The 14,259-nt window shown below is 49.7% G+C and carries 18 protein-coding genes and 1 pseudogene; 5 read left to right on the top strand and 14 right to left on the bottom strand.

Annotation, left to right across the window (positions count from 1 at the left end; translation table 11 throughout):
* Positions 1-217 precede the first annotated feature (217 nt).
* Positions 218-553, top strand: coding sequence for a hypothetical protein (locus tag GJV52_RS03515; protein WP_095502823.1), 336 nt, complete (start codon positions 218-220; stop codon positions 551-553).
* Between the two features lie 120 nt (positions 554-673).
* Here the strand turns inward: GJV52_RS03515 and GJV52_RS03510 are convergent, their stop codons facing one another.
* From GJV52_RS03510 to GJV52_RS03495, 4 genes are all read right to left on the bottom strand, one after another.
* The gene (locus GJV52_RS03510; protein WP_100562535.1) at positions 674-1,081 is read right to left on the bottom strand and encodes an OsmC family protein; all 408 of its coding nucleotides are present in this window, start codon (positions 1,079-1,081) and stop codon (positions 674-676) included.
* A gap of 108 nt (positions 1,082-1,189) precedes the next feature.
* Positions 1,190-2,446, bottom strand: a complete 1,257-nt coding sequence (gene dcm, locus GJV52_RS03505) for a DNA (cytosine-5-)-methyltransferase (RefSeq protein ID WP_095502189.1) — start codon at positions 2,444-2,446, stop codon at positions 1,190-1,192.
* 74 nt (positions 2,447-2,520) lie between these two features.
* On the bottom strand, positions 2,521-3,249 hold the full coding sequence (locus tag GJV52_RS03500; protein ID WP_100562533.1) for a PmeII family type II restriction endonuclease: 729 nt from the start codon (positions 3,247-3,249) through the stop codon (positions 2,521-2,523).
* A gap of 81 nt (positions 3,250-3,330) precedes the next feature.
* Positions 3,331-5,532, bottom strand: coding sequence for a UvrD-helicase domain-containing protein (locus tag GJV52_RS03495; RefSeq protein ID WP_095502182.1), 2,202 nt, complete (start codon positions 5,530-5,532; stop codon positions 3,331-3,333).
* Positions 5,533-5,716: 184 nt separating this feature from the next.
* Between GJV52_RS03495 and GJV52_RS03490 the strand changes: the two genes are divergently transcribed.
* The 3 genes and pseudogenes from GJV52_RS03490 (at position 5,717) to GJV52_RS03485 (ending at position 6,168) form a co-directional block, all read left to right on the top strand.
* Positions 5,717-5,905, top strand: a complete 189-nt coding sequence (locus tag GJV52_RS03490; RefSeq protein WP_095502183.1) for a hypothetical protein — start codon at positions 5,717-5,719, stop codon at positions 5,903-5,905.
* A pseudogene (locus GJV52_RS13500) lies at positions 5,895-5,960 on the top strand (hypothetical protein); the annotation flags it as partial. The gene GJV52_RS03490 and the pseudogene GJV52_RS13500, both read left to right, overlap by 11 nt.
* A gap of 19 nt (positions 5,961-5,979) precedes the next feature.
* Positions 5,980-6,168: a type II toxin-antitoxin system RelE/ParE family toxin gene (locus GJV52_RS03485; RefSeq protein ID WP_157798096.1), complete on the top strand. Its 189-nt coding sequence runs from the start codon at positions 5,980-5,982 to the stop codon at positions 6,166-6,168.
* 59 nt (positions 6,169-6,227) lie between these two features.
* Here the strand turns inward: GJV52_RS03485 and gap are convergent, their stop codons facing one another.
* The 3 genes from gap to GJV52_RS03470 all read right to left on the bottom strand — a co-directional run bounded on the left by gap (position 6,228) and on the right by GJV52_RS03470 (position 8,906).
* Positions 6,228-7,259: a type I glyceraldehyde-3-phosphate dehydrogenase gene (gene gap, locus GJV52_RS03480; protein WP_095502185.1), complete on the bottom strand. Its 1,032-nt coding sequence runs from the start codon at positions 7,257-7,259 to the stop codon at positions 6,228-6,230.
* 366 nt (positions 7,260-7,625) lie between these two features.
* Positions 7,626-7,955: a hypothetical protein gene (locus GJV52_RS03475; protein WP_095502186.1), complete on the bottom strand. Its 330-nt coding sequence runs from the start codon at positions 7,953-7,955 to the stop codon at positions 7,626-7,628.
* A gap of 63 nt (positions 7,956-8,018) precedes the next feature.
* Positions 8,019-8,906 carry an RnfABCDGE type electron transport complex subunit B gene (locus GJV52_RS03470; protein ID WP_100562531.1) on the bottom strand — a complete coding sequence of 296 codons (888 nt, stop codon included), beginning with the start codon at positions 8,904-8,906 and terminating at the stop codon, positions 8,019-8,021.
* A 126-nt stretch (positions 8,907-9,032) separates the two neighbouring features.
* Between GJV52_RS03470 and GJV52_RS03465 the strand changes: the two genes are divergently transcribed.
* Positions 9,033-9,497 carry a YchJ family protein gene (locus GJV52_RS03465; RefSeq protein WP_095502188.1) on the top strand — a complete coding sequence of 155 codons (465 nt, stop codon included), beginning with the start codon at positions 9,033-9,035 and terminating at the stop codon, positions 9,495-9,497.
* 41 nt (positions 9,498-9,538) lie between these two features.
* Here GJV52_RS03465 and GJV52_RS03460 read toward each other — a convergent pair whose 3' ends face one another.
* The 7 genes from GJV52_RS03460 to GJV52_RS03430 form a co-directional block, all read right to left on the bottom strand.
* Positions 9,539-9,808, bottom strand: a complete 270-nt coding sequence (locus tag GJV52_RS03460; protein WP_100562529.1) for a type II toxin-antitoxin system RelE family toxin — start codon at positions 9,806-9,808, stop codon at positions 9,539-9,541.
* Positions 9,798-10,046, bottom strand: a complete 249-nt coding sequence (locus tag GJV52_RS03455) for a type II toxin-antitoxin system Phd/YefM family antitoxin (protein ID WP_095501920.1) — start codon at positions 10,044-10,046, stop codon at positions 9,798-9,800. The genes GJV52_RS03460 and GJV52_RS03455 overlap by 11 nt, the downstream gene beginning before the upstream one ends.
* A 202-nt stretch (positions 10,047-10,248) precedes the next feature.
* Positions 10,249-11,007, bottom strand: a complete 759-nt coding sequence (locus tag GJV52_RS03450) for an iron ABC transporter ATP-binding protein (RefSeq protein ID WP_100562527.1) — start codon at positions 11,005-11,007, stop codon at positions 10,249-10,251.
* 60 nt (positions 11,008-11,067) lie between these two features.
* Positions 11,068-12,042: an iron chelate uptake ABC transporter family permease subunit gene (locus GJV52_RS03445; protein WP_100562525.1), complete on the bottom strand. Its 975-nt coding sequence runs from the start codon at positions 12,040-12,042 to the stop codon at positions 11,068-11,070.
* Between the two features lie 64 nt (positions 12,043-12,106).
* Positions 12,107-12,748, bottom strand: a complete 642-nt coding sequence (bioD, locus tag GJV52_RS03440) for a dethiobiotin synthase (protein WP_195690078.1) — start codon at positions 12,746-12,748, stop codon at positions 12,107-12,109.
* 65 nt (positions 12,749-12,813) lie between these two features.
* Positions 12,814-13,572 (bottom strand): malonyl-ACP O-methyltransferase BioC, encoded by a 759-nt coding sequence (gene bioC, locus GJV52_RS03435; RefSeq protein WP_095501916.1) that lies wholly within the window; start codon positions 13,570-13,572, stop codon positions 12,814-12,816.
* Positions 13,569-14,213: a DUF452 family protein gene (locus GJV52_RS03430; RefSeq protein ID WP_095501915.1), complete on the bottom strand. Its 645-nt coding sequence runs from the start codon at positions 14,211-14,213 to the stop codon at positions 13,569-13,571. Before GJV52_RS03430 ends, bioC begins: the two co-directional genes overlap by 4 nt.
* Positions 14,214-14,259 lie beyond the last annotated feature (46 nt).

Raw genomic sequence — 14,259 nt, 5'->3', positions numbered from 1 at the left:
TTTTCCGTTTCAGACAGCATGTTATGATGAACACGCATTATAAAGGCCGTCTGAAAAAAATGCTTGTGCCGCTCATATGAGAATGCTATACCATAACTGATATAATATAACAAAACTGTTTAAAATCAAAAAGTTATTGACTAAATTTCGAGAAGAGAATAAGATAACACATACTAATTCTGCCTGAACAGGCGACCATCTTATGGAGGAAACCATCATGACCTGCAAAACACATCACGAACACAATCACGTTCACGGCCAAGGTTGCGGCCACACTGCCATCAAACACGATGACCACATCGACTACCTGCACGACGGTCATCTGCACCACGAACACGACGGCCACTACGACGAACACACCTTAGCCGTTAACGACACCAATCCAGACGGCTGCCATCCGGTCAGCGACTGCGGCGACCACGTTCACGGCGAAGGCTGTGGCCACGAAGCCGTGCCACACGGCGACCACGTTGACTACATCGTCAACGGCCGCCTGCACCACCAACACGGCGACCACTGCGATGACCATGGTCCGGTAGAAATCGTCAAATAAAACAGATTCAACGCTTCACTATTAAAAGGCCGTCTGAACAGGTTTGGAAATCGATTGATTTCGTTTAACCCGTTCAGACGGCCTTTTTATTTTTTCAAGCAAGCCAGTGCAGCAAAGCCATCAAACATAATGAAAATTAAACACCTGCACCAAATCCGCGCTCAAACTTTTCGCCACCGGACAAGTATGCGCCGCCGCTTCCAAAACCGTGCGGCTGCGTTCGTCTAAACTTTCGCTCAAATAAAAATCAACCGCCACCTTCGCCACACGGCGCGGATTGGCTGACATTTCCTTGCCCACTTCCGCTCGCGCACCGGCTAAGTCCACGCCCAAATCATCGGCTTTCATGCCCATAATCGTCAGCGCACACGCAGCCAGCGAAGTGGCCAGCAAGTCCGTAGGCGAAAACGCTTCGCCTTTACCGTTGTTGTCGGTCGGCGCATCGGTAGAAATCGTGTCGCCGCTTTGCAGGTGGGTTAAATCGTTATGCAGGTTGCAGGTGTAGCGGACGGTGGAGATGTGGGACATGGTGGGGCTCCTTTTGGCTGATTAAGTAAGGTTTAAAGATTAAAGCAAGACAGGCCGTCTGAAAATACAATATTTAAATATTTAAAAAGTGTTTCAGACGGCCTTTACTTATGCTGCTTCTGCTTCAATGGTGGTTTCAATATCATTTAATAAACGGATTAATGCTTTGCCGACTGCCAATGCTAAATTGACAGGGACAGCATTGCCGATCTGTTTGTATTGTGCAGTTAATGAGCCTTCAAATTGCCATTCATCGGGAAAAGTTTGAATACGAGCATACTCCCTTACGGTTAGAGGGCGAGTTTCTTCAGGATGGCAACGTTCTGTCTGCTTTTGTGCTGGTGCGCAGGTCAAAGTCAGGCTCGGTTCATCCCAAGCTAGTCGGCGAGCCATACCTGTTTTTCCTCCACCTAAAAAATAACTTTTTTGCATGTATTCACGCTGCAAATCATCAGGTAAATCTTTCCAATAACCGCCTGCAGGAACATGAGTCATAATTTCAGCTTTGCGTTTCGGATATTTTTGCCCCTCAGATTGAGGAACATCTGCGGTGTATAGTTCACCTGATTTAAACGCATCTTCCAAAGTCATAATCCGATGATAAGGTGAAGGCCAATGGAAGTTGACTTTTTTAGCTAAGTCTTTGCGGATGCCGATTAAAAACAAGCGTTCACGCTTTTGCGGTACTTTATAAAACACGGCTTTTAAAACTCTTGGCGGAACTAAATAATAGCCAAGCTCTTCAATGATACTGCTAATGGTCGCCAGCGTTTTACCGTCGTCATGAGCTAATAAACCCCGCACGTTTTCTGCTAAGAATACTTTGGGATTGGTTTCTTTAACCGCGCGTGCAAATTCAAAAAACAGCGTACCGCGCGTATCTTCAAAGCCTAATTTCTTACCTGCATAAGAAAAGGCTTGGCAAGGGAAACCACCTGAAAGAATATCGATTTGATTATAATAAGGGGTAAAATCCACCTTAGAAATATCTCCTTCTACTACATTCCATTCTGGGCGGTTTTTTCGAAGTGTCTTACAGGCGGCAGCATCCAATTCGTTTAATAAAACTGAATCAAAGCCTGCTTTTTCCATACCTACTGCTAAACCACCTGCACCTGCAAACAATTCAAGCAATTTATATCGGCGTAGTGGTTGGGTTTGAATTTCTTCATCCCAGTTACTGTTGAATAAAATCCGCGCTTCTTCAAAATGTTCTAATTGTTCTTTGGTATAAAGGCGGTAATTGTTGTCATACTGGCGTTGTGGAACAAGCGTTCCATTTTTATCCCAACGACGCAAAGTTTCTTTAGATACGCTGAGAATATCAGCAACTTGGGCAATGGTATATAAATCGGGGCTCTTCATAAAAAAATCAGGCAAACATTAGTCATGGTTATTCATGACGATAATGTAGCCTGATTTTTAGATAGCGTCAAACCTTATTCATGGTTACTTAATTTCTGGATTTCTTCTGTCTGCGCCAAAGTATAGATTACACGTTCGAAGTCTTTACTGAAGTCGGCTTCAATGGCAACTGAACCAATGGCCGCAATGAGTTCGTTGTAAAAATCCTCATCTCCGGTTAAGCGTAACCAAAATTCTTGCCCGATAATGACTTCATAGTCATATTGAGACGTGATACGTTTGTAGTGACTGCTTAAATTTTGTGGTTCGCCATATAAAACTCCGACAATCATGTCGTCGTTTGGAATACGCAAATTATTCGTTCGAGATAAATTGCGGACACTTCTAAAATGATTGGCAATGGTCTCAACATCATCCTTATTAATGGTGTTTGGCCCCGCTTTTAATTGACAGTATTTCTTCCTGCCGTCGAGCTGGTCGATAAACTCAATATCCATGCCGCTGGCTGTGCTGCCGACCGCATCTTGAATCACACTCATAAAACTCTGCATATTTTGACCAAAAGATGTATTAATGGATGTTCCCAATACACGCGGGAAAAGCAGAGCCTTAGCGATACTTTCAGGTTTGGAGTTACCGGTTAGAAAATTGGCAAGATAAACCGTTAAAAACGGATTGATATTGAATTCTGCTGGGTCAATCAGCTTTTCGGTATTTTTGATATGGTTTTGTGCTACACATTCTTTAAACCACGTTTTCGCTGTTGCTAGAATGGCTTGTTTTTGTTCTGTACTAAAAGCCATAAATTTCTCCTAAAAAATGATGATGTATTTTAGCTTAGATTTACGCTGTCTGAAAATTTTCAGACGGCCTTTCCATTTCAATCAAACCACTTCCAACTTCGCAAACTTCGTATCCAATTCCTTCACGCCTTCTTTGCCAAAGTTAATCGTCAGCCGCGCTGATTCGCCTTTATCGACGGCATCGATAATCACGCCGGTGCCGAATTTGGCGTGGCGTACGTTTTGGCCGATTCGGAAACCGGCGTATTCCTGCGGCAGTTTGTAGTCTTCGACGATTTTGTTACTGCGCGTGCGCGGGGCATCGGTGAAGCTGTTGAAGCTTTGTTTTTTGGCCGACAGGTAATGCAATACTTCGGGCGGGATTTCTTCGACGAAGCGGGACACGATGCCGAATTGGGTTTGGCCGTGCAGCATGCGTTGTTGCGCCATGGTGATGTAGAGGCGTTTGCGTGCACGGGTGATGGCGACGTACATCAGGCGGCGTTCTTCTTCGAGGCCGCCGCGTTCGGCGAGGCTGAGTTCGCTCGGGAAGCGGCCTTCTTCCATGCCGGTGAGGAAAACGGCGTTGAATTCCAAGCCTTTGGCGGCGTGGACGGTCATCAGTTGAATCGCGTCTTCACCTTTGCCGGCTTGGTTTTCGCCTGATTCCAGCGCGGCGTTGCTGAGGAACGCCAATACCGGAAAGGCAGGGTGTTCGGCAGCGTTTTCCGGCAGGATTTCAAAATTGCTTTCTTCCGGTTTGAACGCGACGGCGGCGTTGACCAATTCGTCTAAGTTGTCCAATCGGTCTTGGTGATCGCCTTTTTGTGTTTTGTAGAATTCGACCAAGCCGCTGTCTTGAATTACGCTGACCATGATTTCGGCCAGCGACAATTGGCCGATTTGGTTGCGCAGGTTTTCAATCAGTTGGACGAAGGCGGCGATTTTGGTGGCTTTGGCACCGGCATTGCAGGCGGCCTGCCACAGGGAAATGCCTTGTTCGCTTGAGGCCGTCTGAAGATTTTCAATCGTGCGCGCGCCAATGCCGCGGGTGGGCACGTTAATCACGCGCAACAGGGCGTTGTCGTCATCGGGGTTGACCGCCAAGCGCAGGTAAGCCAGCGCGTGTTTGATTTCTTGGCGCTCGTAAAAGCGCAGGCCGCCGTAGATTTTATACGGCACGCCGCTGCGGAACAGGGCTTGTTCGATAACGCGTGATTGGGCGTTGCTGCGGTAGAGCACGGCCATTTCCGACAGCGGCCAGCCTTCGCGTTGCAGTGATTTGGCTTCGTCGATGATGAACTGCGCTTCTTCAAAATCACTGGGCGCGGAAAGGTAGCGGATTTTGTCGCCCGACTCGGCATCGGTGCGCAGGTTTTTGCCCAAACGCTCGTCGTTGTTTTCAATCACGGCATTGGCGGCGGCAAGGATGTTGCCTACCGAGCGGTAGTTTTGCTCAAGTTTAATCGGCGCTTCGATGGCAAACTCTTTCATCAGCGCGGTCATGTTACCGACATTCGCACCACGGAAACGGTAAATGCTTTGGTCATCGTCGCCCACGGCAAACACCGCCGCCTGATTGCCCGCCATCAGCTTGAGCCACGCATATTGCAGCTTGTTGGTATCTTGAAATTCGTCCACCAAAATATGATTAAAACGGTTTTGATAATGCACGCGCAGCATTTCGTTGCTTTTGAGCATTTCATAGCTGCGCAACATGAGTTCGGCAAAATCGACCACGCCTTCACGTTGGCAAATGCGGTCGTATTCGGCATAGCATTCAATCATGCGCTGGGTGTGAGGATCGGGTGCTTGCAGGGCAGAGGCGCGCAGGCCGTTTTCCTTTTGCGCGTTGATAAAGCCTTGTAAGCTGCGCGGCGCAATGATTTCTTCGGCGATGTTGAGCTGCTTCAACATGCGTTTGATTAAGGCCAATTGGTCGCTGCTGTCGAGAATCTGAAAAGTGGCCGGCAGGTTGGCATCGCGATGGTGCAGGCGCAAAAAGCGGTGGCACAAACCATGAAATGTGCCCAGCCACATCGCGCGCACGTTCACCGGAATCATCGCCCCCAAGCGCGTCTGCATTTCTTTGGCGGCTTTGTTGGTAAACGTCACCGCCATAATGCTGTGCACACTGGCCTGACCGCTTTGCAACAGCCACGCAATGCGCGTCGTCAGCACACGCGTTTTGCCGCTGCCCGCACCGGCCAATACCAAAGCCGATTGCGGCGGCCAAGTCACCGCGGCAAGCTGCTCGGGATTCAAGCCGGTTAACAAAGAAGAAGGGGATTCGCTGGGAAACATGATGAGGCCGTCTGAAAAAGATTTTGGAATGCGGTATTTTAATATAAAACGATGAAGAAGGCCGTCTGAAAACGTGTTTGCAAGTGTGTTTTAATCTTCAGACGACCTGATGGTGTCTCTGCCTTGGATTGACAAATATGATAAAACAGGCACGATAGAACTCAGATTTTTCAGGAGAAAACAGATGAAAAAGCTTGATCCGATTCTGTCTCAATTCGATACTCAGCAGCAGGCCGATGATTATCATGCGTGGCTTTCCGATAAGGTGGAAAAAGGCTTGAGCAGTGAAACGTGGCATGAGCAGGAAGATGTGTTGGCACGCGCTGCGCAACGGCGTGCAGAATTGATGGCGATTCTGAAAAATGCAGGTTAAATGGTCGCAACAGGCGGAAGATGATTTAGACCAAATCGTCCGCTATATTTTTGAATTCAATCCGGTGGCCGCGTTTGAGCTGGAAGAGCAAATTTTCCAACACCACGCGCACCCTTGCACAATTTCCCGATTCCGGCCGCTTGGGGCAGGTGTTTGGTACGAGAGAATGGGTGGTGCATCCAAATTATATGATTGTGTATAAAATCACCGAAACCGCCGTTTTGATTGCTGCGATGGTGCATACCAAACAACGTTATCCATAAAAAATGCCGTCTGAAAAATCTTTTCAGACGGCATTTTTAATCAATCAAGCAAAACTCAATTATTCAAAGTCTTTCACTTCCAAATCAAACATACGCATAGCGGTGCGCAGCATTTGGCAGCTGAAGCCCCATTCGTTGTCGTACCAAGCGAATACTTTCACCATGCTGCCGTCAACGACTTTGGTCAGGGTGGCGTCGAAGTTGCTGCCTTGGGTGGTGTGGTTGAAGTCCATCGATACCAGTGGCAGGGTGTTATAGCCCAAAACGCCTTTCAGACGGCCTTGTTCCGAAGCGGCTTTCATCAATTCGTTGATTTCTTCCACGCTGGTTTCGCGGCCGGCTTGGAAGCTTAAGTCAACCAAGGAAACGTTAACGGTCGGCACGCGTATGGCCAAGCCGTCGAGTTTGCCTTTCAGGTCAGGCAATACCAAGCCCACGGCTTTGGCGGCGCCGGTTTTGGTTGGAATCATGTTTTCCACACCGCTGCGGGCGCGACGCAAGTCTTTGTGGCGCACGTCGGTAACGGTTTGGTCGTTGGTTAAGGCGTGGATGGTGGTCATCGCGCCTTTCACAATGCCAATGCTTTCGTTCAACACTTTGGCCACAGGTGCCAAGCAGTTGGTGGTGCAAGACGCGTTGGAAACGACGGTCATGTCGGCAGTCAATACATCATCGTTCACGCCGTAAACCACAGTGGCATCGACATCGGCTTCACCCGGTGCGGAAATCAATACTTTTTTCGCGCCGCTTTCCAAGTGGATATTGGCTTTGGATTTGCTGGTGAACGCGCCGGTGCATTCCATCACTAAATCCACACCCAAGTCTTTCCAAGGCAGCTCGGCCGGATTGCGGGTGGAGAAGTAAGGAATTTTGTGGCCGTTGATAATCAAATGGGTGGCATCGTGATCGACATCGGCGTTGAAGCGGCCGTGTACGGTATCGAATTTGGTCAGGTGGGCGTTGGTTTCCAAGCTACCGCTGGCGTTGACGGCGACGATTTCGAGCTGGTCTTGCAGATTGTAATCGTAGATGGCGCGTAATACTTGACGGCCGATGCGGCCATAACCGTTGATGGCGACTTTAATGCCCATAATTTGTCCTCTTTGTTGGGTGTCTGGGTTGGTGGGAAATGGTTGGGCAGGATTATAGCAGAATTTGTAGTGATATGTAATTAATATTTTATTGATTTTTGCGTAAATGAAACACTTTGATTGTTGACACTTAGTAAGCAGATTCTAAAATTTTATGGTGTAAATTGAATATTTAACGCGGAATATGCTTTTATTTTAGAATTAGCGCGACGATATTTTAAAAATATTAGCTTGAGACTGAAGATAGTGAATGTGAATGATGCTGTATGTTTATTTTAAAATGATTTTTAAGGGCAATAATCACTACATTGAAGAACAAAAGGCCGTCTGAAAGAGATTAATTACGTTCAGACGGCCTTTGAATATTTAACTGCGGCGCAATAAAGCGGCAATCACGCTTTGGTTGTTTAAGGTGCGTTGAAACATGGCTTTGAGCGGCATCACGTCTTTATTGGCAACGACCAGCACCATGCGCCCGCTGTCGGGGTTGCGCCAAGTATCAAACCATAAACCGCAGGCGTGTGCGGCCATTTGTACGACATGGACGGTAAATTTCGGCTCGAGTGCGCGTTGGAACAAAGCAGGATTGCGGATGAAATAATCGCTTAAGCGGTTTTTCGATAAGGCATAATCGGCGCGATCGCGGTCGATGGGGTAAACAGGCAGGGGAAGTTGGTTGACAAGGTTTGGGCGCATGGTGGGCTTCTTTCTTAAATCAATAAAGGCCGTCTGAAAACACAGTTTCAGACGGCCTAAGCATTAAGATTGCTGCGCGCGCATTTGTTTGGCTTTGCGTTTGGCGGATTTTTTTGCTTCCTGTTCGGCTTTGTATTGGCGCAAATAAACCAATGCGGCGGCTTTTTCTTCTTCGTTGCCGTATTTCATGTCGCGTTGGGCGCGGCGCAATACGGCGCGTTGTTTGGCTTCTTCGACTTGTTTGGCTTTGAAGTCTTCGTGGTTGTGGGCGGTGGCCAGTTGGGTTTGCTGCTCTTGCGCTCTGGCCATGGCTTTGGCGATTAAATCCATCGGGTTAAACGCTGCTTTGGCAGCCGCTTCAACCGGTTGCGCCGCTTCGGCTGCGGCTTGTAGCTTGGCTTTGGTTGCGGCTTCGCGTTCGGCCAACTTGGCTTTGCGCTCGGCTGAATCGCGGGCTTTGCGCGCTTCGTGCCACTCAAAACGGCTTTTGGCGTGTTCCGCGGCGGCAAAGCGCGCATCGCTTTCGTGTTCGGCGCGTGCCAAGGGTAGAAAATCGGTTTCAATCGGCTGCATATAAATGCAATCGACCGGACACGGGGTGACACACAAGCCGCAGCCGGTGCATTCGTCTTTAATCACGGTGTGCATCAATTTGTGCGCGCCCATAATCGCATCAACGGGGCAGGCGCGGATGCAGGCGGTGCAGCCGATACAGACGGCCTCATCAATCCATGCCAAGGCTTTGAGCTGAATTTTGGCCGGTGCCAGCGGCGATTTGCCGAGTAGGTTGGCAATGTCGAGCATGACTGTTTCGCCGCCCGGTGCGCATAAATTCACCGGCGCATCGTCGTGGGCAAGGGCTTCGGCATATGGCAGGCAGCCTTCATAGCCGCACTCGCGGCATTGGGTTTGCGGCAACAAACGATTTAGACCTTGTGCTGTGGCAGTCATGGTGTTCAAATATCAAATACAAAATCGAAAGGCGGTATTTTAGCAGAAAATCAGCCTGAAAAGCTTCTACATATTGATTTTGTTATATAATTTGAGTCATTCTCATTTGAAAGCCCATATCCTGATATGCAGATTTGTCCGTGCCAATCGCAGCGCGCTTATGCCGATTGCTGCCAACCCTTTCATGCGCAACAAAAATTGCCCGTTACGGCCGAAGAGCTGATGCGCTCGCGCTACAGCGCTTATACGCTGCAAAATATTGATTATATTGTGCAAACGACTGTGCCGTCGCAGCAAAAATTATTGGATACCGCCGATATGCTGGCGTGGAGCCGCGAAACCGATTGGCAGGGTTTGGACGTGTTAAAGCATATCCCCAACATCGGTAAAAACCATGCGCAGGTCGAATTTATCGCGCATTTTCAGGGTGCAGGCGAAGCGCAGCATCACCATGAATTGTCGGCTTTTGTGAAGATTGACGGGCGCTGGTATTTCATCGACCCGACCGTGCCGCTGCCGACCATGAAACAGCCGTGTATTTGCGGTTCGGATAAAAAATTTAAGGCTTGCTGCGGGCAGTTGTTTAAATAGAACAAGGCCGTCTGAAACAATATCGTTCAGACGGCCTTGATTTAATTTAAATAAATGGTATCACGCCTGCCCACTTCAATCACGATAATCACCAATTCGTCATCAATCACTTCGTAAACCAAACGATAGCCAACAGCACGCAATTCGATTTTATACATGTTGCGATAGTCTGATCCATGTAGTTTATTTTTCGGAATTGTAGGGTTTTCTAGAATTTTTTTAAGCTTTTTCTTGAATTGTTCTTTAACGGTACGATCAAGTTTATCAAATTCCCGTTTGGCACTGGCTTTGAATTTTAATTTATAAGTCATCTACAGATACCTCAATGGAGGGTTCGTTATCCCGTTCCATTGCGACACGCATTAGGTATTGGTCTTCTAAAATTTCGAAGATTTCATCATATAAATCGGCAGGAATGCAGTAAAAAGCAGGGGTATTGCGATTTAAAATGGCGACCACATCACCTTGTCCACTTTTTACGGTTTCCATAGGATTTTTTTTTAAGTCGCTAATGCTGGCAACAAAACGGCTGTGAATAGGTTTAGTCATGATATTGGTTTCCTTTAGTACACCATGGTGCCTTACTCAAGAATGGTTGTTTTAGTTTAGGCAAGATGGAAAAATAGGGCTTTTAAAGAAATCATTAATAGGTCTTTTATTAGGTCTTATTCTGCCGTATCAAAAATCAAAAGTCAATGAAAAGGCCGTCTGAAAAAATATCTTTCAGACGGCCTTGATTCAGTGATCCGCATTACACGTGATGCACCACCAATTTTTTCCCTTCGTAATCCAATACGTCCACATCCATATCAAATAAATCCAGAATATTTTCTTTGGTAAACACATCGTTCGGCGTGCCTTGCATAGCGACTTGGCCGTTTTTCATCGCCACCACATAATCCGCATAAGCCGCAGCTTGGTTGATGTCGTGCAACACCACAACGGTTGTGCGCTGGTGTTCGTGGGTTAGGTGTTGCAAAAGCTGCATCAGCGAGCGGGCGTGATACATATCGAGATTGTTCAGCGGCTCATCGAGTAATACATAATCCGTGCTTTGGCAGAACACCATCGCAATCATGGCGCGCTGGCGTTGGCCGCCGGAGAGTTCAGTTAGGTAGCGGTTGGCAAATGATTCCAGCTGAAAGCGGTGCAATGCTTTTTCCACAATCGCTTTACATTCTTCAGACGGCCTGCCTTGGTGATACGGATAACGCCCGAACATCAGCAAATCACGCACGGTAATGCGGCTCATGATGCTGTTTTCCTGCGTCAGAATCGACAGGGTTTTGGCCAGCTCGGCCGTTGGTGTGGTAGTGATGTCTTGGCCGTTGTAACTGATTTTACCCTGCGTCAGCGGCTGCAAACGCGCCATAAACGACAGCAGTGTCGATTTGCCCGCACCATTGGGGCCAATCAGCGCAGTAATGCCGCCTTGCGGAATATCGAGGGAGACGTCGTTTAAAATAAGGTTGTTGCCGATTTTGTGGCTGACATTTTGGATTTTAATCATGGATTCGGTTCGTCTGATGATTTTTTAAAATAGGATTGGGCGTTTGGTTATTCGATTAAATTAAGGCTTTTTCTTCAAAATCAAATATAAAAACACCAAGCCGCCGGCGAATTCGACTACCACGCTCAATACGGCCTGCATGCCCAAGAAATGCTCGAACAAGGTTTGGCCACCGACCAGTAAAATGCCGGCGGTGCAAAACGTCATCGGCAGGCGCACGGCGTGTTTCATGTTGGGGGCAAAATGATTGGCCAATGCTACGACCAACAGGCCGAAGAAGCTGACGGGGCCAACCACGGCGGTGGCGGTGGCGACCAGCGCGGCAATCCACAGCAGCAGCCACAGCGTGTTGCGCGAATAGTTGATGCCCAAATTAATCGCTTGATCGCGCCCGAGCATGTACACATCCAAACGGTGGCGTTCGCGCCAGATAAACACCACGCTGGCCAGCAGCACCACCGCGCCGATGGTAATCAGTTGCGGATTGACGCTGTTGAACGAGGCAAAGGTGTAGGCTTGCGCCACGGCAAATTCTTCGGGGTCAATCATGCGCTGCAACAGCGATGCCAAGCTGCGGAACAGAATGCCGAAAATCACACCGATCAAAATCATGCGCGCCAAATCGCGGCCGCCCTGTTTCATCAAAGTGGCAAACAGCAGCATTGAGCCGCCCATCATCAGCACCAATTCCAGCGAAAATTTGCCCAATATCGGCAGCGAAGTGAAGCCGACGCCGCCCAACACAAACACCAGTAAGGTTTGCAAAAACACATACAGCGCATCAAAGCCAAGTATCGAGGGCGTGAGAATCGGGTTGTTGGTCAGCGTTTGGAACAATAAGGTGGACACGCCGATGGCATACGCGACCAGCAGCAAGGCGGCCAGTTTGGTCAGGCGCAGGGGCAGGGCGAAATCCCAGTTGCCGTTGACGTTGTAGGTCAAAAACAGGGCGCAGCAGCCGATGAGCAGGGCAAAAGCCAGCCACAGCGGTTTGTTGCTGCTTGGTTGTGAAAGGGGAACAGTAGGCGCGTTCATCAAAATCGTCTAATTGGTGGGGTTAATCGTTAATATGGGTTGAGGCCGTCTGAAACGTTTCGGCCTACCATTCGGTAAACGCCAAATCCATCCATTTTGCTTGCGGAAAATGGGCGGCCAAATACGCGTGTAAATAGCGGCGTGTGTTTTCTTTAATCAGTTCGTCGCTGCATGGGTAATGGTTGTAAACCACGGTATCCAAGGTGATGCTGCGCATATGGCAGGCGGCCAAACTCAACAGCGTGTGGTTGATGCTGCCGAGCTTGGCGGAAGTCACCAATACCACCGGATAGCCTTGCCGGGCGATGTAATCCAGCGTGGTTGTATCGTCACGATAAGGCACGGCCAAACCGCCAGCGCCTTCGAGCAAGACATAATCATAATGTGCGGCCAATTGCTCGGTGGCGGCGGTGATGCGCTGGTCGTCAATTTCCGTTTGTTCCAAAGCGGCGGCCAAATGCGGCGAACACGGATGCGCGAACACATAAGGGCAGGTGGTGCCGTCGAGGTCTTCGGGCAGCCAATCTATGCCTTGAATGTGGCGGTGTGTCTGCAAATCGGCCGATAATCCTGTGCAGCCGGTTTGCACCATTTTTTGCGTAATCACGCGGTGGCCTTGTGCGGCCAATTGTTTGGCCAATACGCCGGTGGCCACGGTTTTGCCGACATCGGTGTCGATGCCGCTGATAAACAATACTTTTCCCATCATTTTCCTTTGCTCGCTGTGTGCCGCTGGTGTTTCAGACGGCCTTCTTGAATACGGCAGGCGGTTTATTTTTTGCGTGCGGTAATATAAAGCGGCGTGTAATCCAAGCCGACCCGACCATCCGCCAAGGCATGGTGCGCGCGGTATTGCGTTTCAAAGGTGTGCAGGCGCTGTTTCGTCCACACAAAGTCGGTATGGGTAGCGGTGACACCGGTGTATTGCAGGTGGCGCAAGGCATCGCGCGGGGTGTCAAAAGCCAGCGTAATTGTGCGCTGCTCAATCGCCAAAATGTCGTAGTCGCGTTGCAACCAATCTGCCCATTGTGCCGCCGTTGGGTAATGCAGGCCGCTGCCGGTCAGCGCGCGGATGGGGTGCAGATTGTCGGGCGTAAACGTGTTAAACAACAACAGGCCGTCTGAAACCAACATCTGCGCTGTGCGTCGGATAAACGCATCAGGTTGCGCCAGCCATTGCAGCGCGGAAGCGGAAGCAATGATGTCGTAGCCGCTGCCTAAATCGATGGCTTCGGCATCACCGAAACGGTATTCCGTTTCAGACGGCCTGTTGTCTGGCCAATCTGGTGCGCAAGCGGCATTCAAATCGTTTAACACCAGCTTTGCCTGCGGGAAACGTTGTGCCAACAGGCGGCTGAATAAGCCGGTGCCGCAGCCGATTTCCAGTATTTGGGCAACACGTTCGGGTGCATAAAGTGCCAACCATTTATCCAGCTCGCCATGAATGATTTTTTGCGCTTCGGCATGGCGGTCGTAATGCGGCGTGGCGGCGGCAAAACGCGCGGCGATGCGCTGTTTGTCGGGCATCATGTGGCCGCATCCCAACGCGGCCAATGCAGATGCGGATAATGGCCGCCGTCAAATTCGACGATGGGGCAGCGCGATTGCCAGTAGGCCGATTGGTTGGCCGCCGGAATAATGCGGTCGCGCGTACCTATCCATGCTTCGTGCCAAGTCAGCAAATTGGTGCGGCGGTCGGCTTGCACGGCCTGATGCAGAAACTGCAATTCTTCATGCAGGCTGTCGTGGCTGTGGTGGCCGTCAAGTTGGCGGTAGTGCGCCAAGCTGTCGGCATCGGCGCACATGCGCTGCTCGAATTTGGCGCGGTTGCGCTCATCGAAGCGGGCTAAGGTTTGGTCGAACACGGCGCAGGGAATGCCGAATTGGTCATTATAGGGCAAGCCCGTGCCGTTGACGGCGATCGCCCAATCCACGGTCACGCCCTGCATGGCACGCTCGGCAACCCAAACGCCCATCGACCATGCCAACACGCCGATGCGGCGGTAGCGGCTGAAGTCAAACGCTAAAGCGGTGTCGCGGTAATCACTGCACAACAAAATATCGGCATCGGCCGGTGCCAAGGCTTCCGCCACGCTGTCGGGCGTGCCCCAGCCGGCGAAATAAACCAAAAGCGTGTCCGCATTCGGGCGGGAAATCAATCGGGTGTGCATGGTGCTTGTGTTCTTTTCATAATGTTTCAGACGGCCTGTTATGATT

Source organism: Neisseria brasiliensis (genome assembly GCF_009671065.1).
Taxonomy (GTDB): Bacteria; Pseudomonadota; Gammaproteobacteria; order Burkholderiales; family Neisseriaceae; genus Neisseria; species Neisseria brasiliensis.
Note: the sequence above shows the minus strand (reverse complement) of the source record. Positions and strands in the feature narration are given on the sequence as shown.